A 22,450-nucleotide genomic window follows, 5' to 3' on the forward strand; every position below is an offset into this window, starting at 1 on the left:
GTGAACACGGCACCCGAATCCCCCTCGCGGCCGGTCGACCTCGACCTCGACCTGGCCCGGCTCCGCGCCCGCTTCGCGGCGGGCGAGCCGCTGCCGGAAACGGCGTTGCCGGCCGGCGTCGCGCGCTCGTGGCTGCGTTCGCGCGACGCCGGGCTCCGGCCGTGGCAAACCGCCCGCTACGAAATGCAGCGCGAACTCGACGCGTCGCGCGCGGACCGGCGGCTGACCCGCTGCGTCGCGCAGGAAATCGAGCAGCTGTGGGCCGCGTTCGGCGGCAGCGAGTGGACGATCTTCTGCGTCAATCCGCGCGGCACGATCGTCCACGCGCGGCGCAGCCCGCATTGCGACGACACGCTGCTGACGCCGATCGTCGCCGGGCGCCGGATCGTCGAGCCGAACATCGGTACGACCGCACCGAGCTGCGTGATTCACGACGGCACCGAGGCAGTCGTCGCGGGCGCCCAGCACTATCTCGACGAATTGTCGCGCGTGTTCTGTCTCGCGGTGCCGCTGGTCGGTTTCGACGGGGAAGTGATCGGCGCGCTGGACATCACCGGTATCGGCCGGCGCAATGTCGTGCAGTTGCGCGAACGGTTCCGGCATGCGGCGCTGTCCGCCGAGCAGCGGCTGTATGCGATGCTGCGCGACTGCCATCTGCTGCAGGTGCAGTACGATCCGCGCTGGCTCGGCACGCCGCTCGCGGGCGTCGTCGCACTCGACGAGGCGGGCCGCGTGCGCGCGGCGAGCCGGCTCGCGCGGCAGATGCTCGAGCTCGCGCCTGCCGGGCCGATCGAACCACGCGATCTCCGACAACTCTTTCCCGGCGCGACGCCCGCGCAGCAGCGTCGTTTGCTGACACCGGCGCGTACGCCGCAGCGGATCGCGCGCGACGACGGCAGTCACGTCTGGGTGCGGGCCGTGCGCGCGCCGCTCGATCGGGCGACGATGCGGCGGCAATCCGATGCGCTGGAAGACGCCGCCGACGTGTGCAGCACGGCACCGGCCGCCAGCCCGCAGGCAAGCCTGCACGAGCAGTCGCTCGACGCGATCCGCCGTGCGGTCGACGAGCACGACGGCAATGTGTCGGCCGCTGCGCGGCAACTGGGCATCTCGCGCACCACGCTGTATGCGAAGCTCAGGCAGCTCGATGCAGCGGGAATCACGAACGCCGGCGCGCCTTGATATTGCGTGCGGCGATAGCGCCTGCGCCACCGCCCGCCTCTCATGCGGCCGCAACGTGAACCACGCGATCCCGACCGCGACCGCGCCGCCCCCACCGCCCAAGGTGCCGATCCACGGCAGTTCGGCGTCACGGGAATCCGCTGGTCGTGCATGCCGGCCGGCTTCGCGGCGAGCGCTGCCTGCTTCGGCGATTCAGCCGCCGGCCCGTCCACGTCCCCGGCGCGGCGACACGGCGGTGCAGCGGCCCGGCGGCTCGGTGGCCCGGCGGCATGGTGTCAGCCCGGGTACCCGGCCAGCTTGCCCTCGACCCCAAATCCGTCGTCCGGCAGCGGCAGCCGCCCGAGCACCCGCTCGACCTCCAGCGCAACCGCGATGAGTTCGCGATCGGTGTCGGCCGCCCCGTCCAGTGCGAGGCCGACCGGCAGCCCGGTTGCCGTCAGGCCGGCCGGGACGGTCATGCCCGGTACACCCGCATTGCTGCCCGGCTCGGTATTCCGGATGTAGGTCGAGAACACCGAGGCGGGCTCGCCGTTGAGCATCATCGTGTCGCCCGACGGGATCGGGCACGCGGTCGCGATCGTGGTCGGAAAGACCAGCGCATCAGCGCCGCTGTCGGCGAGGCACTGCCGGTACGCCGCACGCGAACGCGTCCGCCGGTCGAGCGCGGTGCGATAAGCCGCTTCGCCGATACCGCCGGGGCCGGTGATATGGCGGGCGATCTGCGCGACGTCCGGGCTTCCGACGTTCGCGACGATGTCGTCGACCGACAGGTCGTAGCCGTTCTCGACCAGATACGCGTGCATCGACGAACGGAATTCGTACATCGCGATGATGGCCGGCTCGTCGTCGAAGAACCCCGGATAGTCGTTCAGGTCGAGGTCGACGCACTCGAATCCCGCCTGCTCCAGCTTTGCCACCGCGGCATTCGCCACCGCGTCGACGTCCGGCGCGAGGCCGCGCCAGAACGTCGTGCGCGGGACCGCCAGGCGCACGGGGCGCGTCGTGCTGCGGGTCGGCATCGACGTCGGCACGCCGGTGCCGGACAGAATCGCGTCGAGCAGCGCGATGTCCTCGACCGACCGCGCGATCGGGCCGACGGTGTCGCGCGTGCGCGAAATCGGCGCCACGCCGCCCGACGGGTAGCGCCCCACGGTCGGCCGCAGGCCGACGGCGCCGCACAACGCGGCCGGAATCCGCACCGAGCCGCCGGTGTCCGTGCCGAGCGCGGCGGGCACCACGCCCGCGCCGACCAGCACGCCCGAGCCGCTGCTGCTGCCGCCCGGAATCCGGTTGAAGTCGTACGGGTTGCGTACCGCGCCGGTGACGCGGTTGTTGCCCGACACGCCGAATGCCAGTTCGTGCAGGTTGGCCTTGCCGGCGATCAGCGCCCCGTTCGCCAGCAGCCGCGCCACGACCGGCGCATGCTGCGGCGGCACGCGGTTGTGCAGCGCCAGCGTACCGTTGCCGGTCGGCAGGCAGGCGGTGTCGATGTTGTCCTTGATCGCGATCGGCAGGCCCAGCAGCGCGTGCGGGGTGGCCGACGTCGCGAGGTCGCGGTCGCAGCGTGCCGCTTCGGCGAGCAGCCGCGCATCGTCGACGCACGTGAAGCCGTTCAGGTAGCGCCAGCGTGCGTGCCGCTCGATCAACGCGTACGCGTATTCGACACAGGAAAATTCCCGGCGCAGGATCGCGTTCCGGGCTTCGGTGAGCGTCAGGGGTCCCAGGGTGGGCATCGTCGTCGTTCCTCGTCACGGGGGATCGTCACAAGGTAGGATGCGCCGATTTTGACGCCCATCATCACAATGGATGACCCCGGCCGACGGCCGCGCAGCCGGTCACGCCAATGCGGCCGCCAGGCTCGCGCGGTTGGCGACACCCTTCTTCGCCATCACGCGCCGCAGATGCGTGCGGACCGTCGACAGCCCGATACCGAGCGTGCGCGCAACGTCCTTGTCGGTATAACCGGCGGCGACGAGCCGCGCGACGTCGCTCTCGCGATCGGTCAGCCCGGCGCACGCGTGACGCCGCCGCAGCAGCGCGCGCCGGAAAAACGGCTCGATGCCGTTCAGCAGCAGCTTGTCGCGTTCGGTGAAATCGGGCCGCCCTTGCGCCCGCCAGATGCGCAGGTCGCCCACGTGGGTCGCGCCGTCGAACGCGTAGACGTTGATGCCGTGGTGCATGCCGTCGCGGCACAGGAAATCGTTGTAGAACTCGGTCCGTTCCAGCTCGCGCCGGCTCACCACCTCGTCGACGCAGGTCGCCACGCGGCGCGCGCGCAATTGCGACGTGACCGGGTCGATATGCTGGAACCACGCTTCGTACCGCGCGATCTGCAACGGATCGACGTTGTACGAGAACCCGTTGCACCACAGGCCGGTCTGTTCGTCGCAATCGAACGACGCGGCGAAATCCGCGCGCATCAGTTGCGTGATCGCGGGCAGCACGACCGTCCTCACGTCGACGACCGGCCCCAGTTCCTCGAGGCGGGAGACGATGTCGCCGAACAGCCGGAGTTCCTCCGGCGTGATATCGGATACGGAAAGGTTCATGACGCCGCCGCGACCGACGCCTGCCATTGCGCGGCCACGGCGGCGTAATTCCTGACCTTGAAAGCGGAGCCGTCGTGGACATGGACCCAGCCGAGCGTGCGCTCGGCCAGCGGCTTGTCATCGTTGTCCGTCGCGATCTTGACGATCGCATGCGCGCGGATATGCACGAGACCGTCCGGATAGTCGGACGACGGGTTCGCCAGCGTCACCGTCACGAACGGGCCGAGATCCTGAAGGAGCCGGGCGGCCGGCGGATGGTCGGCCATCAGCAACGACCCGCCCTTCACGCGGTCGTCCACGCGGATGGCCATGCCGCCCGGCCGCCGCTGCGCGGCGCTCGGCAGCGACATCCACAGCACGTGGTGCGGGTTCAGATAGACCTCGTCGGGGTCGCCCATCGCGTCGCGGGTTTCAATCCGGGCTATCGGCATGCAGGGTCTCCAGTCGAATATCGGGCACCGCGTGCGGGTGCGGCGGCACCATGATGATGCCGCATTATGTCGGCTTTCCGCATGTGTTCCTGCGAAGGGCGCGGTCACCCGTGGCAGGGTCGCCGGGCCACGCGCACGTTACTGCTTGGCCGGTGCACCGATGCCGTCGATGCCGTCGATATCAGGCGCCCAGCCCGTCGGATTGGCGAACTTCAGCTATGTGCCAGGGCATGCGCACGTGGCCGACGGCGGCTACTCGGTTGCATGACACCTGAAGCGCGATCCGGCATGCCGTGACCGCTCATCGTTGCATAACCGACCCAACCGCGCGAACCGACAGCTCGAACTGACTGTGCGAACCGCCTGCGCGCTATCGGTTCGCGCCCCCCTGTTCACACGGGAAGCCAATGCCTCGAGCCATGCCGCCTTCACTGCCCGCCGGTGGCTATTGTTGGCTCCGCTACCGCCCGCTTCGCGTGAAGGCGCAATGCGAGCCACGCGATCCCGACCGCAACCGCGCCGACCACACCGCCAAAGGTGCCGACCCACGGCAGCCCGAAGTCACCGGCGATATGGTTGCCGATCAGCGCACCGGCGCCGATGCCGACGTTGTACAGCCCGGAGAAGATCGACACGGCCAGGTCCGTTCCCTCCGGCGCCAGCTTCAGCACCCACGCCTGCATGGCCAGGCCGAAACAGACGATCGCCCCGCCCCACACCAGCGTATGCACGGACAGCGTGACGATGTTCAGCGCGCACGGGAACAGGATCAGCAGGCATCCCGCCAGCGCGACGATCGACCCGAGCAGGAATTTGTCGGGCTCGCGCGGGTACACGCGATTGAAACAGATCGCCGCCGGCAGGCCGGCGATGCCGAACAGGATCAGCACGTACGTGATCCGGCTGCTGCTCGCGTGGTTGACGCTCTGGACGAACGGCTCGATGTACGTGTACGACGTGAAGTGCGCGGTCACGACCAGTACGGTGATCGCATAAAGCGCCACCAGCGCGGGCTTGCGCAGGAACACACCGATGCTGCTCAGCGACCCGGCGCCCTGGCTCGGCAGGACCGGCAGCGTGGCGCGCAGCAACAGCGCCGCACCGGCCGCGGCGCCCCCGATGATCAGGAACGTGACGCGCCAGCCGAACGCCTCGCCGATCACGCGCCCGAGCGGAATGCCGGCGACCATCGCGATCGCCGAGCCCATCGCGATCAGGCTCAGCGCACGGCTTTTGCGGTCGCTCGGCGCGAGCCGCACCGCGAGCGGGACGGAAATCGACCAGAACACCGCATGCGCGCAAGCGATGCCGAGCCGGCCGATCATCAGTACCGTGAAATTCCATGCGACGCCGGTCACGATGTGGCTGCCGATGAACACCAGCAACGCGCCGACCAGCAGCTTGCGACGCTCGACGTGACGCGTGACGAACGTCAGCGGCAGCGATACGACGGCAACGGCCCACGCGTAGATCGTCAGCATCAGGCCGACGGCGGTCGGCTTCATCTGCAGGCTGCCGCCGATCGCGCTGAGCAGCGCGACCGGCACGAATTCGGTGGTGTTGAAAATGAAGGCGGTCAGTGCCAGGGCCAGTACGCCCCACCACGAGTGCCTGGAACTGATGGCGTCCGGTGTTGCCATGCGTGGAATCGACGAGACGAGGGTTGGGGGCGTACGGTGCGTATGGCGCGGCCCCGATGAAGAAGGCCGGGCCCGGCGCATCGGCGCGATTGTACCAGCGGCACATGACACGCCGCGGCACGGCACGGCGGCGGGACATGGCGATGACACGGCCGTGCGCCGATAATGTGTCGACCAGGATTTTTTGCGGACACTTCGCCCGATTGTCACCGGACCAGGAGATTCACATGCGCATTGAAACGTCTTTTCTGTTCGATCTCGACGGCACGCTCGTCGACAGCGTCTATCAGCACGTGCTCGCGTGGAAGGAAGCGCTCGATGCCGAAGGCATCGAACTGTCGGTGTGGCGGATCCACCGCAAGATCGGCATGAGCGGCGGCCTGTTCCTGAATCAGCTGCTGCGCGAGACGTCGGGCGACCTCGACGCCGAGCGCGTCGAGCGGCTCGCCCGGCTGCATGCGGCCGCGTACCAGCGGCTGCGCGCGCAGGTCCGGCCGCTGCCCGGCGCGCGCGAATTGCTGGCCGCGCTGTCGACGGCGGGCATTCGCTGGGCGATCGCGACCAGCGGGCGGATGGAAACGGCCGCCATCAATCTCGAGGCGCTCGGCGTCGATCCGGCGAAAAACGTCGTGGTCACGCGCGACCAGGTCAAGTACGCGAAGCCCGACCCCGACCTGTTCCTGACCGCCGCCGCGCAACTGAACGTGCCGATCGAACACACGGTCGTGGTCGGCGACAGCATCTGGGACATGCTGGCTGCTGCCCGCTGCCGCTCGCTCGGCGTCGGGCTGCTGTCGGGCGGATACGGCAGCGACGAACTCGAACGCGCGGGCGCGCTGCGCGTGTACGACGATCCGGCCGATCTGCTGTGGCATCTCGACGAGATTGCGGCGCGCCCCTGAACCGCCCGCTTCGCCGACGGCACCCGCGCGGGATCGCCGCCGGTTTCGTCCGGCCGCAAACGGCCGTTGCGCGTTTGCGCAACGTGAGGCCACGCCACGCCGTCACGACACGCGACTACCGAGCGGCTCAATCGTCGTCGATGCGCTTGTCGATCAGATAGCGGCCACGTGCGACGCCCGCGAGCAGCGTAGTGCAGAGGATAGGCCACGCAAAGACCGCGAACAGGGATGTAGCTCGAACAAAGCGCTCGCGCATGCCGAACTGGCGGGCCTCAATGCGGCAACCCGAACGCGGCCTTCAGGCTCGCGACGATCATCTGCATCGCGATCGCCGCGAGGATCATCCCCATCAGGCGCTGGGTCACCGCCGTGACGCGCGGCGACAGGTAATGGCCGATCAGCGGCGCGGACAGTAACGAAACGGCCAGCAACACGAGAAACGCGACGAGCCCGAGCGCGAACGCGAGTTCCTGCCCGGTCGAGAACGCGCTGTGCCCGAGCACGATCATCGTCGCGATCGTGCCGGGGCCGACGAGCAGCGGGATCGTCAGCGGATAGATCGCGACGCTCTCGGCCGCCGCCGGGTCGGCGCCTTCGTCGTCGCCCGGCGAATGCTGGCGGCTCGGCGCACCGTGCAGCATCGACAGCGCGATCAGCAGCACCAGCAGCCCGCCCGCGAGGCGGAAATCGTCGATCGTCAGGCCGAACACGTGCAGGATCGCGCCACCCGCGACGGCCGACACGATGCAGCCGACCGTCACGCCGATCGCGGCCGTCAGCGCGACCTTGCGGCGCACGCCATCCGCCGCACCTTCGGTCAGCGACAGGAACACCGGGATGTTCGCGATCGGGTTCATGATCGCGAACAGCGCCGCGAACACCTTGATCGAAAAGGTCAGGTCGAAGGCCACAGGTTCGCTCCCGTCTCATGTGTCGATGTGCATGTCGATTTGCGTGTCGATTTGCGTGTCGATTTGCGTGTCGATTTGCGTGTCGATTTGCGCGTCGATTTGCGCGTCGATTCGCGTGTCGATTCGCGTGTCGATTCGCGCACAGGTTCCGCTTCGTTTCCGGCGCACTTCGCGCGCCATGCTGCTACGATCGACGCACCGCGTTCAAGCACGACGGAGGGCCCCGACCGATGCAAGCCACCGACACCTTCATGGATCACGAGATTCGCGTCGACGCGACGCGCAACGCGAACGGCGCGTGGGTCGCGCAGGTGCGGATCTTCCGCGACGGCGCGCCGGTCGACCTGCCCGCGCCCGAGCTCGTCACACCCGAATGGCTCACGTGCGACGAAGCGCTGCGCGGCGGCATCGACCAGGGCCGCGTGATCGTCAAGACGCGCGACCGGTAACGTCGCGCGGTTCATCGGCGCATCGCCGGCCAGCGTCACACCGCACGTTTCACGCATCGAAATCGAGATCGCCGATCAGGATCTCGCGGTCGCGCTGGGTCCGCGTACTGAAGTCGACCGGCAATGCCATCTGCCAGCGTTCGATCGTGACCGGCAGCGCCGCGAGATAGCGGTCGAAGCGGCTACGGTCAGGCTCGGCCAGCAACGCATCGATCGCATCGTCACGCCACGCAAGCCGCGCGTTCAGCCGGTTCGGCAGCCCGACCGTCGATGTGAGGCCGATCACGTCCACGCAGGTCGGGCTCCCCTGCCCGTTGTGCGGCACGACGTTCACGCGCACTTCACCAGGCTGATACAGGCCGAGCACGCGCGCCGCAACGCGCGGCGCGAACTCGGTTTCGAAACGTGCACGGACTTCGGGACTCATCTCGCCTCCAGGTTCGAATCATGTCGTCACACCGCTGTTACGCGGCGGGTGCGCGTCTGTCACGCGGCTGCAATCTGCCGCTCGAATGCCGCTTCCGCCTTCAGGCTGTCGAGATCCCGGCCGATCGTCACGACCGCGAGCCGCGTGTCGCCGCGCCAGTACGCGATCGAGCAGTCGTGCGCGCCGAGGTCGCCGTCGATCTCCACACGATCCCATTGCTCCGCATGCCCGACATAGTTGATCGTCAGGTCGTAATGCTGGCTCCAGAAGAACGGCACCGCATCGAACGGGCGCTGCTGGCCGAGCATGTTGCGCGCCGCGACGATGCCCTGCCGCTCGGCAACGACCCAGTGCTCGACGCGAATGCGCTCGCCCGTCAGCGGATCGGGCCAGCGCGCGATGTCGCCGGCCGCGTAGATGCCGGGCACACTCGTCTGAAGGAAGCGGTCGACCGTCACGCCACGCTCGACGGCCAGCCCCGCGTCCTGCGCGAGCGCCACGTTCGGATGCACGCCGATGCCGACCACCACGACATCGGCCGGCAGCACGTCGCCGGTCGACAGTGTCACGCTGTCCGGCGTGATCCGCACCGGCGTCGCGCCGAGATGGAACACGACGCCGTGCGACTCGTGCAGTGCCTTGATCGTGCTGCCGAGCGCTTCGCCGAGCACGTGCGCCATCGGATGCGCATCGGGCGCGACGACCTGCACGTCGACCCCGCGCGTGCGCAGCGCAGCGGCCGCCTCGAGCCCGATGAAGCTCGCGCCGACCACGACGCAGCGGTGTGCCGTCTTCAGTTTGCCGATCAGCGCATCGCAATCGGCGCGCGAGCGCAGCACGCACACGTGCGGAAGATCCGCGCCGGGTACGGTCAGCCGGTTCGGCTCGGCGCCCGTTGCCAGCAGCAGCGCACCGTACCCGACGCGGCTGCCGTCGGCCAGTTCGACCGCCTGTTGCGCGGGATCGAGCCGCGCGACACGCGTGCCGCACCGCACGTCGATCCGATGGTCGGTGTAGAACGACGGCGCGCGCAGCGGCAGCCAGTCGGCGTCGGCCGTGCCGGCGAGATAGTCTTTCGACAGGTTCGGCCGGTCGTACGGAGGATCGGCATCCGCGGTGAGCAGTGTGACGGGGTGCGGATAGCCCGCCTGCCGCAGCGTCACGGCGGCCGCGATCGCGGCGGCGCCGCCGCCGACGATCACCACCGACGCGGGCAGTCCGGCCGCATCCAGCGTGGGCGGCGCGGCGGCCGGCCGAGCATCGAGCACGACGGCGCGGCCATCGCGGCGTTCGACGCGCCAGCACGGCAGGCCGTCTAGCGCCGGTGCGCGCAGCAGTTCGCCCGTGCGCAGGCAGAACGCTGCGTGATGCCACGGACAGTGGATCGTGTCGCCCTCCAGCAGGCCGTCGGCCAATGGCGCGCCGTAGTGCGGGCACTGCGCGCCCACGGCAAACAGTTCGTCGGCGCGGCGCACGAGCAGCACTGCTGCGTCGCCGACATGGCCCTCGATCATCGCGCCGTCGGCGAGATCGTCGAGCGCGACGCCTTGCGTGAGATCGGGGCGTGAAGACGAGGAATCGCTTCCGGACATGACGTCGCTCCCGCAGAGTCAGGTAACGATCCCATTATCGGCGTCCCCCATGAAAAGAACAGGTACAGACGCCCCCGCAGCGCACGCAAACACCGACTGTAGCTTGTACGCGAGCCATGACGGGCGTAGAACGTCATCAACATTGCGGCGCAACACGCCGGCTGCTTGCTGGGCACATCGCGCCTCCTGAGCAATCCGCATACCGCCCCTTCACCCTGTCACCAGGAGTGCTACCCGATGGCCACCATCCTGTGCGTGCTCTACCCCGATCCCGTCGACGGCTATCCGCCGCGTTACGTACGCGATGCGATTCCGGTCATCACGCACTACGCGGACGGGCAAACCGCGCCGACGCCGGCCGGCCCGCCCGGCTTCCGGCCCGGCGAACTCGTCGGCTCGGTGTCCGGCGCGCTCGGGTTGCGCGGCTATCTGGAAGCGCACGGCCACACGCTGATCGTCACGAGCGACAAGGACGGCCCCGATTCCGAATTCGAGCGCCGGCTGCCCGAAGCGGACGTGGTGATCTCGCAGCCGTTCTGGCCCGCGTACCTGACGGCCGAGCGGATCGCCCGCGCGCCGAAGCTCAAGCTCGCGCTGACGGCAGGCATCGGCTCCGATCACGTCGATCTCGACGCCGCCGCGCGTGCGCACATCACCGTCGCCGAAGTCACCGGCTCGAACAGCATCAGCGTGGCCGAGCACGTGGTGATGACGACGCTCGCGCTGGTGCGCAACTACCTGCCGTCGCATGCGATCGCGCAGCAGGGCGGCTGGAACATCGCCGATTGCGTGTCGCGCAGCTACGACGTCGAAGGCATGCATTTCGGCACGGTCGGCGCGGGGCGCATCGGGCTCGCCGTGCTGCGCCGGCTGAAGCCGTTCGGCCTGCAGCTGCACTACACGCAGCGCCACCGGCTCGACGCATCGGTCGAGCAGGCACTCGCGCTCACCTATCACGCCGATGCCGCGTCGCTCGCGAGCGCCGTCGACATCGTCAACCTGCAGATCCCGCTGTACCCGTCGACCGAGCACCTGTTCGACGCGGCGATGATCGCGCGCATGAAGCGCGGCGCGTACCTGATCAACACCGCGCGCGCAAAGCTGGTCGACCGCGACGCTGTCGTGAATGCCGTCACGTCCGGGCATCTCGCGGGTTACGGCGGCGACGTGTGGTTCCCCCAGCCGGCGCCGGCCGATCACCCGTGGCGCGCGATGCCGTTCAACGGGATGACACCGCACATCTCCGGCACGTCGCTGTCCGCGCAGGCACGCTATGCGGCCGGCACGCTGGAGATCCTGCAATGCTGGTTCGAAGGCAAGCCGATCCGCAATGAATACCTGATCGTCGACGGCGGCACGCTCGCGGGAACGGGCGCGCAGTCGTACCGGCTGACGTGACGCCCGGCGCCGCGCACGATACGCGGCGGCACGGTCAGTCGAGGCAGTATGCGGCGAGCTTGCCGACCGTGATCACCGCCTGCTCGATCTCCGGCGACCACGGGCTGCTGTAGTTCAGACGGATGAAGTTCCGGAAGCTGTCCGCGATCGAGAACATGTAGCCCGGCCCGATCGTGATCCCCTGCTCCAGCGCGAGCTGGTACAGCCGCATCGCATCGACCTGCGCGGGCAACTCGATCCACAGCACGTAGCCGCCCGCCGGGCTCGAAATGCGCGTACCTTCCGGGAAAAACCGCGACACCATCGTACGCATCAGGTTCGCCTGCTGCGCATACGCCTTGCGAATCCGCCGCAGATGATGCTCGTAGCCGTCGCGTTCGAGAAACTCCGCGATCGCGAGCTGCGGCAGCGACGGTGTCGCGAGCGTGTTCAGGAATTTCAGCTTCTCGACCTGCTCGCGATAGCGGCCCGGCAGCGCCCAGCCGATCCGGTACGCGGCCGTCAGGCTCTTCGAGAACGACGCGCAATGCAGCACGATGTCGTGGCGGTCGAACGACTTCAGCGTGCTGGGATGCATGTTGCCGAAGTACAGTTCGTTGTACACACCATTCTCGATAACCGGCAGGTCGGCTTTCGCGGCGAACGCCACCAGTTCGCGCTTGCGCTCGTCGGGCATCTGGAAGCCGAGCGGGTTCTGGAAGTTCGGCATCACCATGCACGCGGCGATCGGCTGCGACTTCGCAATCGCGGCCAGCGCCGCGATGTCGATCCCGTATTCCGGATGCGTCGCCACTTCGATCGCCTTCATCCCCATCCGCTCGATCGCATGCAGCATCGCGTAGAACGTCGGCGATTCCACCGCGATCGTGTCGCCCGGCTTCGCCACGGCCTGCAGGCACAGGTTGATCGCCTCCGTCGCGCCGACAGTCACGATGATTTCGTTCGGGTCCACCGACATCCCGTTTTCCAGGTAGCGTCGCGCGATCTGCCGGATCAGCCGCGGATGCCCGGGTGGCAGTCCGTCCGTCACACCCCACAGCGACTTGTCGCGGCCGGCCGCATACGCGTAGCGGTTCAGCTTCTCGAACGGAAACAGGCTCGGGTCCGGATACGGCGAGCCGAGCGGCACCGCGTCGTCGGTGCCGATCGAGCGCAGCGTCGACAGCACGAGCCGGCTCACGTCGACCGACGACGAGATCGCGATCGGCTTCGACGGCCGTAGTTCGCGCACCGGCGCATGGCCGTCGTCGCGCCGCAGGTTCACGAAATAGCCAGACTGCGGGCGACTCTCCAGCAGCCCGCGGCTTTCCAGCAGCAGATACGCGTGCAGCACGGTCGTGATGCTGATCCGGTGCTGCTGGCTCGCCTGCCGCACCGACGGCACACGATCGCCGTGTCGATATACACCTTGCCGGATGAGTCTCTCTATGTCGTTTGCAAATTTCTCGTAGAGCTTCATCCGCCTCGCCCCGCCAGCGGTGAACCGGCCTGCGATGCATGGGCGGCGTGGCCGCGCCGGTGCACGAAGCCGGATAGCCGTGCCCGGGCGCGGGTATCCCGGTGCGAACCTCGTCCGTTATCGAAATTGAAGGCGGATAGCAATGCGAATCTCATCTAGACAAGGTTCGGCATCCTACTGCGTCATTTCGACGAATGTAAGTGACAGTTTGGCGGGGAAACGTGAATTCCGGCCGGCGGGGTGAACAGATTCGGACGCGACAACGAAGGTCCCCGCGCGATCGCGCGAGGCCGTTCTCCGGGCACCATCCCGGCGCGCGTCGTCGCGGCTTGCCGCCAGCCGCGGGCGGCAGTCACGCGAAGCCCGGTCATGCGCGGGCCCCGCTTGAACTCAAGCGTCGTCGACGTTGTCCGCGTAGTGGTCGATCGCGACCTTGCACTCGTCGAACACCACCGTCAGCAGCGCGATGTCGTTCGACTCGACCCACTTGCGGATCTGCAGGAATTGCCCGGTGCCGAGATCGGCGAGGCGGGCCGGATCGTCGGTCGTCACGTCGACGGCCGCGATCGCGCGGTTGCCGGTGCCGGGCAGCGGCGACAGCGTCGCCGCGATATCGAAGCGCCGGTACGATTGATCGATGCGCATGCGGTTCTCCCGAAGCAGTTCGAAAGGAAGCGCCTCAATCGAGCGTCTGGCGGAAGACCTTGCCGCCGAATCCCGTCACGACGTTGTCGACCGAGAACGGCGTGTCCTCCTTCGCTTCGAGGATGACCGCGACGCTGCCGGGCACGAGCCGTGCCGCAATCGTCTCGACGAACGTGCCGTCGAGCAGCACGTTGCCGGCCGCTTGCGCGAGAATCCCGGCCCCCGCGCCGGCCGCCATGCCGGTAACCACGCCGAGCGGCCCGGCGAGCAGGCCGAGCAAACCGCCTGCGATCGCGCCGATCACGCCGCCCTTGAACGGCCGCGATTCGGCATCGAGCACCGCGAGCTTGCCGTTGGCGTCCTTCTCGACGACGACGCCGTTCTCGATGTGGAATCCCTCATGCTTGTCCGACAGCGCCTCGAAATCGTTCGCGGCCTGGCGGGCCGTGTCGACGCTGCCGAACACGGCGACGATCAGTTGCTTGGTCATTCGACACCTCGCTCGGTTGAATGATCGGTTTGGTCAGTTGCAATCGCCGCGCCGCATACGGCACGCCGGGGTTCGCTTCAGATGCCGGTGGCCACAACACGTGCGCGCACCGCATCGGCATACGCGTGCGCAGCCGCCCGCTGCAGCCCGGCGACGGACGGCGCGCGTGTGTGTGCCGGATCGGCATCGTACGCGTCGCGCGCCAGCCGGTAGGCGTCCGACGCCTCGTGCTGCCGTGCGATCGCCTGTTTCGTTTCGACGGAACGCGTGCTCATCCCGCACCCTCCTTGCAGGGACATCGAAAATGCATGCGGCTTGCCGCCCGCCCCTCACCTGCGCGCATGTACATCGTCCTCGACATCGTCGACGTCCGCCGGAAAGCGATGCTGGCCGAAACTCAGGATCAGCACACCTACCGCGAGCAGCACGATCCCGAACGTCGTCATCAGCATCCGCTCGGGGCTGTCGGTCGCACCGCGCAGGATCAGGTCGCGCGCGAGCGACGTCATCGCAATGAACAGCGGAAACCGCACCGGCAGCCGGCCGAGCCGCAGGTAGCGCACGTCCATCGCGAGCACTTCCAGATAGAGGAACATCAGCAGCAGGTCGGTCAGCGACACTTCGCCCGCGAGCACGACCTTCCACGCTTCCTGCGTCATCGCGAACGCGGTCGCGAGACCGATCACGATCAGCCCGGCCAGTTCGGCCGCGTGAAGGAAATGGCCGAAGCGGCGGCGAATGCGCTCGGCCGGCGAGCAGGAAACGGTGGTCGTATTCAAGGTGACAGTCGCGGTGATGAAGCTTGAACGGCGCCGGGCGGCGGAAACGTCGCGTCGCGCGCGGTGGCAGGGCCGGAATCGGTATCGTGCGCATCCGGCACGTTCGACACTGCCGGCGCATGCGGGCCGGCCGCGCCGATCGCCTGATCGACCGCGGACAGCGTCCGCCGGCAGCACACGTGGAACGCGACGCCCGCATCGGTGCAGGCCACATCGTCGTGCTCGCGGCACAGCAGCAGGCGGCAGCCGAGATACCGTTCGAGACAGTCGATCCGTTCGCTCACCTGCGCTTCGTCGAGCCGCAATTCGGATGCCGCGCCGGCCAGGCCGCCATGCTCGACCACCGCGACATACACACGCATCGCTTCCAGCAGGTTCATGATGACGCTCCTCGTCGGCGGGCGCAGCGGGACTTAATCTACTGCACGCGGCACGCACGCTCAAGAGCACAGCGCCGCGCGCGCCAGGAGTACAGCTGCGCGGGCGCCGCCCAAAATCCGGCCCTGTTTGACGCATTCGCATGACAGTTCGGCGATACGGGTTCCAAAGCCCCGCCGAAGCTGCTAGATTGCTTGCTCGACGACGTTACGCGGTGCGGGCAGGTCACGCGCCGTGCGGCCGGCCGCCACCGCCGCGGCCCGTTGCGCGAGGTCCGCGCAACGTCCTTCATCCGCATGACACAAAGAGAACAGTCGCATGACACAGTTCAACCGTTCGCCTGCGCGCGCCACGGCACTTCCGTCCCGACATGACTGACCGGCAGCCCACGATGCAGACACCTCCCCCGCTCTCCCAGGCCGTTCACAGCACGATCACGCGCAGCGCGATCTTCCTCGTGGCGACGATCAATCCCGGCGCCGATCACGCCGACACGATCCGTTCATGGTGCGGCGACATCGCCGCGCTCGTGCGCTCGGTCGGCAAGCGCGTGCCGGGCGGCAACCTCACCTGCGTGTGCGGCTTCGGCGCCGACGCATGGGATGCGCTGTTCGGCGAACCGCGCCCCGCCGCGCTGCATCCGTTCCGCGAATTCGGCGCGGGGCAGCGCGTCGCGGTCGCGACGCCGGGCGACATCCTGCTGCACATTCGCGCGGAAGCGATGGACCTGTGCTTCGAACTCGCGACGCAATTGCTCGGCGCGCTCGGCGATGCCGTCACGGTGGTCGACGAGGTGCACGGCTTCCGCAATTTCGACCAGCGCGCGATGATCGGCTTCGTCGACGGCACCGAGAACCCGGAAGGCCGCGAGGCGGTCGACTTCACGGTGATCGGCGACGAAGACGCGGAATTCACGGGCGGCAGCTACGTGATCGTACAGAAGTACCTGCACGACATGGCCGGCTGGAACGCGCTCGCGGTCGAGACGCAGGAGCGCATCATCGGCCGCACCAAGTTGTCCGACATCGAACTCGCACCGGACGTGAAGCCGTCGTGCTCGCACAGCTCGCTGACCACGCTCGACGAGAACGGTCAGGAAGTGAAGATCCTGCGCGACAACATGCCGTTCGGGCGCCCGGGTTCAGGCGAATTCGGCACCTATTTCATCGGCTATGCGCGCTCGCCGGCGCCGATCGAGCAGATGCTCGAGAACATGTTCGTCGGCCGCCCGCCCGGCAACTACGACCGCCTGCTCGACTACAGCCGCGCGGTCACCGGCTCGCTGTTCTTCGTGCCGTCCGCCGACCTGCTCGAAGCGCTCGCCGATCGCGCGGCGCCGGCCGCCGATGCCGCTCAGCCGGAAGCCTCGCCGTCCGCGCCGCAACGCGACGGTTCGCTGAAAATCGGCTCGCTGAAAGGCGTCCCGTCGTAACGCAAGGGTCCGATGGCCGTCCGGCGCGCAACCGCGCGCCGGGCTTGTCCGGAACGGCCGCGGTTCAGTCGGCCGGCGCGCACGCGTGCGGCGCTGCGCAACAGCCCCTTCCGCCGTGCCACCGCGTATGGGCCGCTACGCGCGCAGGCTTGCATTCCCTGCACGCCGCCCACGCGAATCAACCCACCAGGATATAGAGCCAGTTCTTCGGCAGCGCCCCGCCCGGGCCGTTGCTGCATGCCAGCAGCCGTTCGCCGGACTGGGGGTGCGTGATACCGGTACGGAATGTCTCGATGGCCTTGCGCTCCAGACGGTCGAACGCGTTCCCGACCAGGTTGTGCGCTTCGAGATAGATCGGGGCCATCAATTTGAAGTCAGGCTTGGTGGCGCGATGTTTCGCCAGCCGGGTGTACAGGTCGCTGGTGATGCCGATATAGAACTTGCTGTACTCCGGCTTCGCGGCAAACGCGTTCAACACCTGCCGCAAATGCCCGATGACATCCTCGTGATTGATGACGCCCGTCTTCAGCATGTATTTGTCTTCGGGCGAGACGAGTTGTAATGCCATGAACGACCTCCACTTGTTGTGAAGCTTCAATAGGCTGCGTCTATGATTCATCCGGGCCCGGCGCCGACGACCGCCCAACCCCTCCTGCTGGCAGAAACCCGGCTGGATGAATGTTCGTAAGAATGCACGACTCGCGACAGGACGTCGACCGGAATTGATTCCGCACAGCGTCGAACGCGGCCCGAGCGACGATGCCACCGGCACGCCCCCTGTATCGCGGCAATCCAGTCGCGGCATTCCGCACTCGCCCACACCCGCGCCGCGCGAATTGCATAACAGTTGCGCCACCGCACGGTGTCGTTTCGATTTGTGCTGCAGTGGTGTCGATCGAGCCTGCTAATATGCATTTTCATCCGCGATCGGCTGGCCTGACATCACGCACAGCCCCTCAGCCGATCGGCCCGCCATGAAGTGTTTCCGCTGACGTGAGGCAATCCAAATCCATGAATAACCTGCACCGCGAACTCGCCCCGATCTCGTCTTCCGCCTGGGAGCAAATCGAGGAGGAAGTGGCACGCACGTTCAAACGATCGGTGGCCGGCCGCCGCGTGGTCGATGTCGACGGCCCCGAAGGCCCCGAGTTGTCGGCCGTCGGCACCGGGCACCTGGTCGCAGTCGACGCGCCGCGCGAGCACGTGCATGCGCGGCTGCGCGAAGTGCGCACGATCGTCGAGCTGACGGTGCCGTTCGAGCTGAGCCGCGATGCGATCGACAGCGTCGAGCGTGGCGCGCGCGACGCCGACTGGCAACCGGCGAAGGACGCCGCGCAGCGGCTCGCGTTCGCCGAAGACAACGCGATCTTCGACGGCTACCACGCGGCAGGCATCGTCGGCATCCGCGAAGGCACGTCGAACCGCAAGCTCACGCTGCCGGCGGACGTCGGCGCGTATCCCGACGCGATCAGCGACGCGCTCGAGGCACTGCGGCTGGCCGGCGTGGACGGCCCTTACTCGGTCGTGCTCGGCTCGGATGCATACACGGCGCTCAGCGAAGCGCGCGACCAGGGCTATCCGGTCCTCGGCCATATCAAGCGGATCGTCAGCGGCGAGATCATCTGGGCGCCGGCGATCAGCGGCGGCTGCGTGCTGTCCACGCGCGGCGGCGATTACGAGTTGCATCTCGGGGAAGACGTATCGATCGGCTACACGAGCCATACCGACAAGGTCGTCCGCCTGTACCTGCGCGAAACGTTCACGTTCCTGATGCTGACGAGCGAAGCATCGGTGGCCGTGGCGCCGCAGGGCAGCACGGCGGCCTGACCGCGGTTGCCTGCGCGCGATGCCCGCCCGGCGTCGCGCGCGACCAGCCGCACCGCCGGCCGCATGTTCGTCGCCGATCGAACCCACTTTGCATGGAGTGTGTGATGAGCGAGTCGAATGAGGCATTGCAGGCGCTGCAGGCGTCGGTCGACCACCTGAAGAAGGCGGTCGACGCGAACGCGGGCAGCCAGGCCGGCGACACCGCCGTGCTGTTCACCGTCATGTCGCTGGTCCTGGCCGAGTTGCCGCCCGACACGCGCAACCTGATCGAGGATTCGTTCTCCGTCTGGGCCAATGGCCTGCCGGATGCGGCACTGTCAACGGACGTGAAACAGATCGCCCGGCAACGGCTCGCGATGACACTCCCGGACTGACCGCGGCACACCACGGTTGCGCCGTGTCCGGCCCGGACCGTGCAACCCGCCCGCTCCTTCAGCCGCCACACACGCATCGTCTGCGGTGCGTGCGTGATCGCATTTGGCCGGTCGACGCACGTCCCCCCTGCGGCGCTTCCGTCACGCCCGCCCACCCGCGGTGCTCTCCACCCACCGGCAACCGGCGCCCTGCGCGCCCATGTCGCACCGCGCGCCGTTCGCGTGGCACTCGCCCCTCTTTCCTGTCACCGCACGTTACGCGTGCCGCGCACGCCCGTGCCGCCGCGTACCTGCCCGTCTGTACTCCTTGCCACCCGTTCGCACCCGCATCCGAGGGTGCAATTCACGGCCGAGCCGGCGCGGAACTGTGTCTTGGATGGCCTCCGCCGATTCGCTATTTTGAACGCAGTCGAAGCGATGCCGTGGGCTCCTCCCGGCACGCACGCTTGCCGTCCTGACCGCGACCTTGCACGACGTCGGCGCGCGCTGCGCGACAGCCCGGTCGCGGCCCGCGCGCCGCCGCGCCGCCGTGCCACATGACGTGCGTTCGCGGTCGGGATGCGCAAGCGCCGCACCGCATCGGGACTTCACCCTTCGACCCACTTTCACCGACAGGAGCCAGACCACCATGCCCGCACTTTGCGATATCTGCCACGCCCGGCCGGCCGTCGCGCGCGCAACCGTGATGCAGGACGGCGAGCGCAAGACGATCTCGATCTGCGATTACCACTTCCGTCAGCTGATGCGGCATCAGAGCATGCTGAACCCATTCGATTCGCTGCTCGGCGGTGGCGGCTCGTCGTCGCTGTTCGGCGGGCTCGGCGACGAATCGCCGCTCGCCGCCGAGGTTCCGCGCGAATCGGTCGACCCGACCGACGCGTTCAGCGAGCAGACGCTGGAGCTGCTGCAGCGCGCGGCCGAGAAGGCGCACGAGTTGCGTCGCAGCGAGCTCGATTCCGAACACCTGCTTTACGCGCTTGCGGACACCGACGTGTGCGCCGCGCTGCTGAAGGAACTGAAGCTGTCACCGCAGGACATCCGGTCTTACATCGACGAGCACGCACACACCGGCACGGCCGCCGCCGATGCGCCGCTCGACAAGCTGTCGATCTCGCCGCGCGTGAAAAAGGCCGTGCAGTACGCGTTCCAGGCGTCGCGCGATCTCGGCCACTCGTACATCGGCCCCGAGCACCTGCTGATCGGGCTCGCGTCGGTGCCGGACAGCGTCGCCGGCACGCTGCTGAAGAAATACGGCGTGACGCCCGAGGCATTGCGCCAGAAAGTCGTGAAGGTGGTCGGCAAAGGTGCCGAGGACGGCCGCGTCGATGCACCGACCGGCACGCCGAACCTCGACAAGTTCGGCCGCGACCTCACCGCGATCGCGCGCCAGGGCAAGCTCGACCCGGTGCTCGGCCGCGCGCAGGAAATCGAGAGCACGATCGAGGTGCTCGCGCGCCGCAAGAAGAACAACCCGGTGCTGATCGGCGAACCGGGCGTCGGCAAGACGGCGATCGTCGAAGGGCTCGCACAGCGGATCGTCAACGGCGACGTGCCCGAGGTGCTGCGCGGCAAGCGGCTCGTCGAAGTCAACATCAACTCGATGGTGGCCGGCGCCAAGTATCGCGGCGAATTCGAAGAGCGCGCGAAGCAGCTGATCGACGAAGTGACTGCGAAGCAGGACGAACTGATCCTGTTCATCGACGAGCTGCACACGATCGTCGGCGCGGGCCAGGGCGGCGGCGAAGGCGGCCTCGACATCGCAAACGTGCTGAAGCCCGCGCTCGCGCGCGGCGAGCTGAGCCTGATCGGCGCGACGACGCTCAACGAATACCAGAAGTACATCGAGAAAGACGCCGCGCTCGAGCGGCGCTTCCAGCCGGTGTTCGTGCCGGAGCCGAGCGTCGAGCAGACGATCGTGATCCTGCGCGGGCTGCGCGACAGCCTCGAGGCGCATCACCAGGTGACGTTCGCCGACGACGCGTTCGTCGCGGCCGCGGAATTCGCCGACCGCTACATCACGTCGCGCTTCCTGCCCGACAAGGCGATCGACCTGATCGACCAGGCCGCCGCACGTGTGCGGATCGGCGCGACGTCGCGCCCGGTCGACATCCAGGAAGGCGAAGCGCAGATCGCGCAACTGAAGCGCGAGCAGGACTACGCGACCTCGCGCAAGCGCTTCGACGAAGCGAAGCAGTTCGAGGAGCAGATCAATGCGAAGCAGAAGGCCGTCGACGAGATGATGGAGGCGTGGCAGCGCAAGACGGGCTCCGAGACGCTCGAGGTGACGGTCGAATCGGTGGCCGAGGTCGTGTCGCGGCTGACCGGCATCCCCGTGTCCGAACTCACGCAGGAAGAACGCCAGAAGCTGCTGAAGATGGAAGAGCAACTGCGCGAGCGCGTGGTCGGCCAGAGCGACGCGGTGGTGGCCGTCAGCGATGCCGTGCGGCTGTCGCGCGCGGGGCTCGGCCAGACGAACCGGCCGATCGCGACGTTCCTGTTCCTCGGGCCGACGGGCGTCGGCAAGACCGAGCTCGCGAAGGCACTCGCCGAGACCGTGTTCGGCGACGAGCAGGCGATCATCCGGATTGACATGTCCGAGTACATGGAGCGGCACGCGGTCGCGCGGCTGATCGGCGCGCCGCCCGGCTATGTCGGCTACGAAGAAGGCGGCCAGCTCACCGAGCGCGTGCGGCGGCGCCCGTACAGCGTGATCCTGCTCGACGAGATCGAGAAGGCGCACCCGGACGTCTACAACGTGCTGCTGCAGGTGTTCGACGACGGCCGCCTGACCGACGGCAAGGGCCGCGTGGTCGACTTCAGCAACACGATCATCATCGCGACGAGCAACCTCGGCGCCGCGATCATCATGGACAACCTCACGCAACCGGAGGCCGCGCGCAAGACCGACAAGGCGATCCGCGAGGAACTGATGCAGGTGCTGAAGGGCCATTTCCGCCCCGAGTTCCTGAACCGGATCGACGAGGTGATCGTCTTCCACGCGCTGTCGAAGGAAAACATCCGCTCGATCGTCCAGATCCAGCTCGACCGCGTGGTGCGTACGGCCGCCGCGCAGGACATCACGCTCGTGATGGGCGATTCGCTCGTCGAGCACCTGACCGAAGCCGGCTACCAGCCGGAGTTCGGTGCACGCGAGCTGAAGCGCCAGATTCGCCAGACCATCGAGACGCGGCTGGCGAAGGAGATCCTTGCCGACCGGCTGCAGTCGGGCGACCGATGCGAGGTCGACTACGACAAGGCCAGCGACGAAGTGAAGTTCAACAAGCTCGCGGCGCCTGAAGCGAAGGAGGCGAAGGACACGAAGCAGGACGCCGGCGGCAACGCGAAACCGAACGGCAAGACAGCCAAGGCCGCCGGCGACGCGAAAGCCGCCGACGCTCCCGCTAACGCACCCGCCGACGCGCCGCCGCGCGCGCCGGCCGCGAAGCCGTCCGGCAAGAAGTCGTCCGGCGCGAAGAAGGACGCGCACTAAAAAACGCGTGCCCTGCAATCCGGGGCATGCATGACCGGCTCCGTCCAACGGACGGAGCCGCCCCACGCCGCGACATGGCGCAACCGAGCCGCCCG

The 22,450-nt window shown here is 67.9% G+C and carries 22 protein-coding genes; 8 read left to right on the top strand and 14 right to left on the bottom strand.

Annotated features, from left to right (window positions below; genetic code table 11):
- Complete coding sequence (locus ACPTTF_RS36150) at positions 1–1,182, top strand: helix-turn-helix domain-containing protein (protein WP_423372324.1); 1,182 nt, start codon at positions 1–3, stop codon at positions 1,180–1,182.
- Between the two features lie 275 nt (positions 1,183–1,457).
- Here the strand turns inward: ACPTTF_RS36150 and iaaH are convergent, their stop codons facing one another.
- The 4 genes from iaaH to ACPTTF_RS36170 all read right to left on the bottom strand — a co-directional run bounded on the left by iaaH (position 1,458) and on the right by ACPTTF_RS36170 (position 5,802).
- Entirely contained in the window at positions 1,458–2,915 is a 1,458-nt protein-coding gene (gene iaaH, locus ACPTTF_RS36155; protein WP_423391204.1) for an indoleacetamide hydrolase, read from the bottom strand.
- A gap of 102 nt (positions 2,916–3,017) precedes the next feature.
- Positions 3,018–3,731, bottom strand: a complete 714-nt coding sequence (locus tag ACPTTF_RS36160) for a helix-turn-helix transcriptional regulator (RefSeq protein WP_423372326.1) — start codon at positions 3,729–3,731, stop codon at positions 3,018–3,020.
- Positions 3,728–4,162 (bottom strand): hypothetical protein, encoded by a 435-nt coding sequence (locus ACPTTF_RS36165; protein WP_423372327.1) that lies wholly within the window; start codon positions 4,160–4,162, stop codon positions 3,728–3,730. The genes ACPTTF_RS36160 and ACPTTF_RS36165 overlap by 4 nt, the downstream gene beginning before the upstream one ends.
- A 428-nt stretch (positions 4,163–4,590) precedes the next feature.
- Complete coding sequence (locus ACPTTF_RS36170) at positions 4,591–5,802, bottom strand: sugar transporter (RefSeq protein WP_423372328.1); 1,212 nt, start codon at positions 5,800–5,802, stop codon at positions 4,591–4,593.
- Between the two features lie 227 nt (positions 5,803–6,029).
- Between ACPTTF_RS36170 and ACPTTF_RS36175 the strand changes: the two genes are divergently transcribed.
- Positions 6,030–6,704: an HAD family hydrolase gene (locus tag ACPTTF_RS36175; RefSeq protein WP_423372329.1), complete on the top strand. Its 675-nt coding sequence runs from the start codon at positions 6,030–6,032 to the stop codon at positions 6,702–6,704.
- Between the two features lie 272 nt (positions 6,705–6,976).
- Here the strand turns inward: ACPTTF_RS36175 and ACPTTF_RS36180 are convergent, their stop codons facing one another.
- Positions 6,977–7,615 carry a MarC family protein gene (locus ACPTTF_RS36180; RefSeq protein ID WP_423372330.1) on the bottom strand — a complete coding sequence of 213 codons (639 nt, stop codon included), beginning with the start codon at positions 7,613–7,615 and terminating at the stop codon, positions 6,977–6,979.
- A 230-nt stretch (positions 7,616–7,845) separates the two neighbouring features.
- Between ACPTTF_RS36180 and ACPTTF_RS36185 the strand changes: the two genes are divergently transcribed.
- Positions 7,846–8,064 (top strand): DUF6566 family protein, encoded by a 219-nt coding sequence (locus ACPTTF_RS36185; protein WP_166959627.1) that lies wholly within the window; start codon positions 7,846–7,848, stop codon positions 8,062–8,064.
- A 49-nt stretch (positions 8,065–8,113) separates the two neighbouring features.
- Here ACPTTF_RS36185 and ACPTTF_RS36190 read toward each other — a convergent pair whose 3' ends face one another.
- Both ACPTTF_RS36190 and ACPTTF_RS36195 read right to left on the bottom strand, forming a co-directional pair.
- Positions 8,114–8,491: a DUF5594 family protein gene (locus ACPTTF_RS36190; protein ID WP_423372331.1), complete on the bottom strand. Its 378-nt coding sequence runs from the start codon at positions 8,489–8,491 to the stop codon at positions 8,114–8,116.
- Between the two features lie 59 nt (positions 8,492–8,550).
- Positions 8,551–10,083, bottom strand: a complete 1,533-nt coding sequence (locus ACPTTF_RS36195; RefSeq protein ID WP_423372332.1) for an FAD-dependent oxidoreductase — start codon at positions 10,081–10,083, stop codon at positions 8,551–8,553.
- 237 nt (positions 10,084–10,320) lie between these two features.
- Between ACPTTF_RS36195 and ACPTTF_RS36200 the strand changes: the two genes are divergently transcribed.
- On the top strand, positions 10,321–11,481 hold the full coding sequence (locus ACPTTF_RS36200; protein WP_423372333.1) for an NAD-dependent formate dehydrogenase: 1,161 nt from the start codon (positions 10,321–10,323) through the stop codon (positions 11,479–11,481).
- 34 nt (positions 11,482–11,515) lie between these two features.
- Here the strand turns inward: ACPTTF_RS36200 and ACPTTF_RS36205 are convergent, their stop codons facing one another.
- The 6 genes from ACPTTF_RS36205 to ACPTTF_RS36230 all read right to left on the bottom strand — a co-directional run bounded on the left by ACPTTF_RS36205 (position 11,516) and on the right by ACPTTF_RS36230 (position 15,234).
- Positions 11,516–12,940 carry a PLP-dependent aminotransferase family protein gene (locus ACPTTF_RS36205; protein WP_423372334.1) on the bottom strand — a complete coding sequence of 475 codons (1,425 nt, stop codon included), beginning with the start codon at positions 12,938–12,940 and terminating at the stop codon, positions 11,516–11,518.
- Between the two features lie 390 nt (positions 12,941–13,330).
- Complete coding sequence (locus ACPTTF_RS36210) at positions 13,331–13,585, bottom strand: hypothetical protein (RefSeq protein WP_166959613.1); 255 nt, start codon at positions 13,583–13,585, stop codon at positions 13,331–13,333.
- Between the two features lie 34 nt (positions 13,586–13,619).
- Positions 13,620–14,075 carry a DUF1269 domain-containing protein gene (locus tag ACPTTF_RS36215; RefSeq protein ID WP_166959610.1) on the bottom strand — a complete coding sequence of 152 codons (456 nt, stop codon included), beginning with the start codon at positions 14,073–14,075 and terminating at the stop codon, positions 13,620–13,622.
- Positions 14,076–14,152: 77 nt separating this feature from the next.
- Entirely contained in the window at positions 14,153–14,350 is a 198-nt protein-coding gene (locus tag ACPTTF_RS36220; RefSeq protein WP_423372335.1) for a hypothetical protein, read from the bottom strand.
- A 54-nt stretch (positions 14,351–14,404) separates the two neighbouring features.
- The gene (locus ACPTTF_RS36225) at positions 14,405–14,854 is read right to left on the bottom strand and encodes a phosphate-starvation-inducible protein PsiE (RefSeq protein ID WP_166959604.1); all 450 of its coding nucleotides are present in this window, start codon (positions 14,852–14,854) and stop codon (positions 14,405–14,407) included.
- Positions 14,851–15,234 carry a LysR family transcriptional regulator gene (locus ACPTTF_RS36230; protein WP_423372336.1) on the bottom strand — a complete coding sequence of 128 codons (384 nt, stop codon included), beginning with the start codon at positions 15,232–15,234 and terminating at the stop codon, positions 14,851–14,853. Before ACPTTF_RS36230 ends, ACPTTF_RS36225 begins: the two co-directional genes overlap by 4 nt.
- Positions 15,235–15,602: 368 nt before the next feature.
- Here ACPTTF_RS36230 and ACPTTF_RS36235 point away from each other — a divergent pair, with 368 nt between their 5' ends.
- Entirely contained in the window at positions 15,603–16,664 is a 1,062-nt protein-coding gene (locus ACPTTF_RS36235; RefSeq protein WP_423372337.1) for a Dyp-type peroxidase, read from the top strand.
- A gap of 178 nt (positions 16,665–16,842) precedes the next feature.
- On the opposite strand, the gene ACPTTF_RS36240 is transcribed toward ACPTTF_RS36235, so the two are convergent.
- A complete protein-coding gene (locus ACPTTF_RS36240; RefSeq protein WP_021157953.1) occupies positions 16,843–17,232 on the bottom strand; it encodes a GIY-YIG nuclease family protein in 390 nt (129 codons plus the stop codon).
- Between the two features lie 443 nt (positions 17,233–17,675).
- Between ACPTTF_RS36240 and ACPTTF_RS36245 the strand changes: the two genes are divergently transcribed.
- The 3 genes from ACPTTF_RS36245 to ACPTTF_RS36255 all read left to right on the top strand — a co-directional run bounded on the left by ACPTTF_RS36245 (position 17,676) and on the right by ACPTTF_RS36255 (position 22,355).
- Entirely contained in the window at positions 17,676–18,491 is an 816-nt protein-coding gene (locus tag ACPTTF_RS36245) for a family 1 encapsulin nanocompartment shell protein (RefSeq protein WP_423372338.1), read from the top strand.
- Positions 18,492–18,595: 104 nt separating this feature from the next.
- A complete protein-coding gene (locus ACPTTF_RS36250; RefSeq protein WP_423372339.1) occupies positions 18,596–18,865 on the top strand; it encodes a hypothetical protein in 270 nt (89 codons plus the stop codon).
- A gap of 628 nt (positions 18,866–19,493) precedes the next feature.
- Entirely contained in the window at positions 19,494–22,355 is a 2,862-nt protein-coding gene (locus tag ACPTTF_RS36255) for an ATP-dependent Clp protease ATP-binding subunit (RefSeq protein WP_423372340.1), read from the top strand.
- Positions 22,356–22,450 lie beyond the last annotated feature (95 nt).

Source organism: Burkholderia crassaminum (genome assembly GCF_964265005.1).
In the GTDB taxonomy this organism is placed as follows: Bacteria; Pseudomonadota; Gammaproteobacteria; order Burkholderiales; family Burkholderiaceae; genus Burkholderia.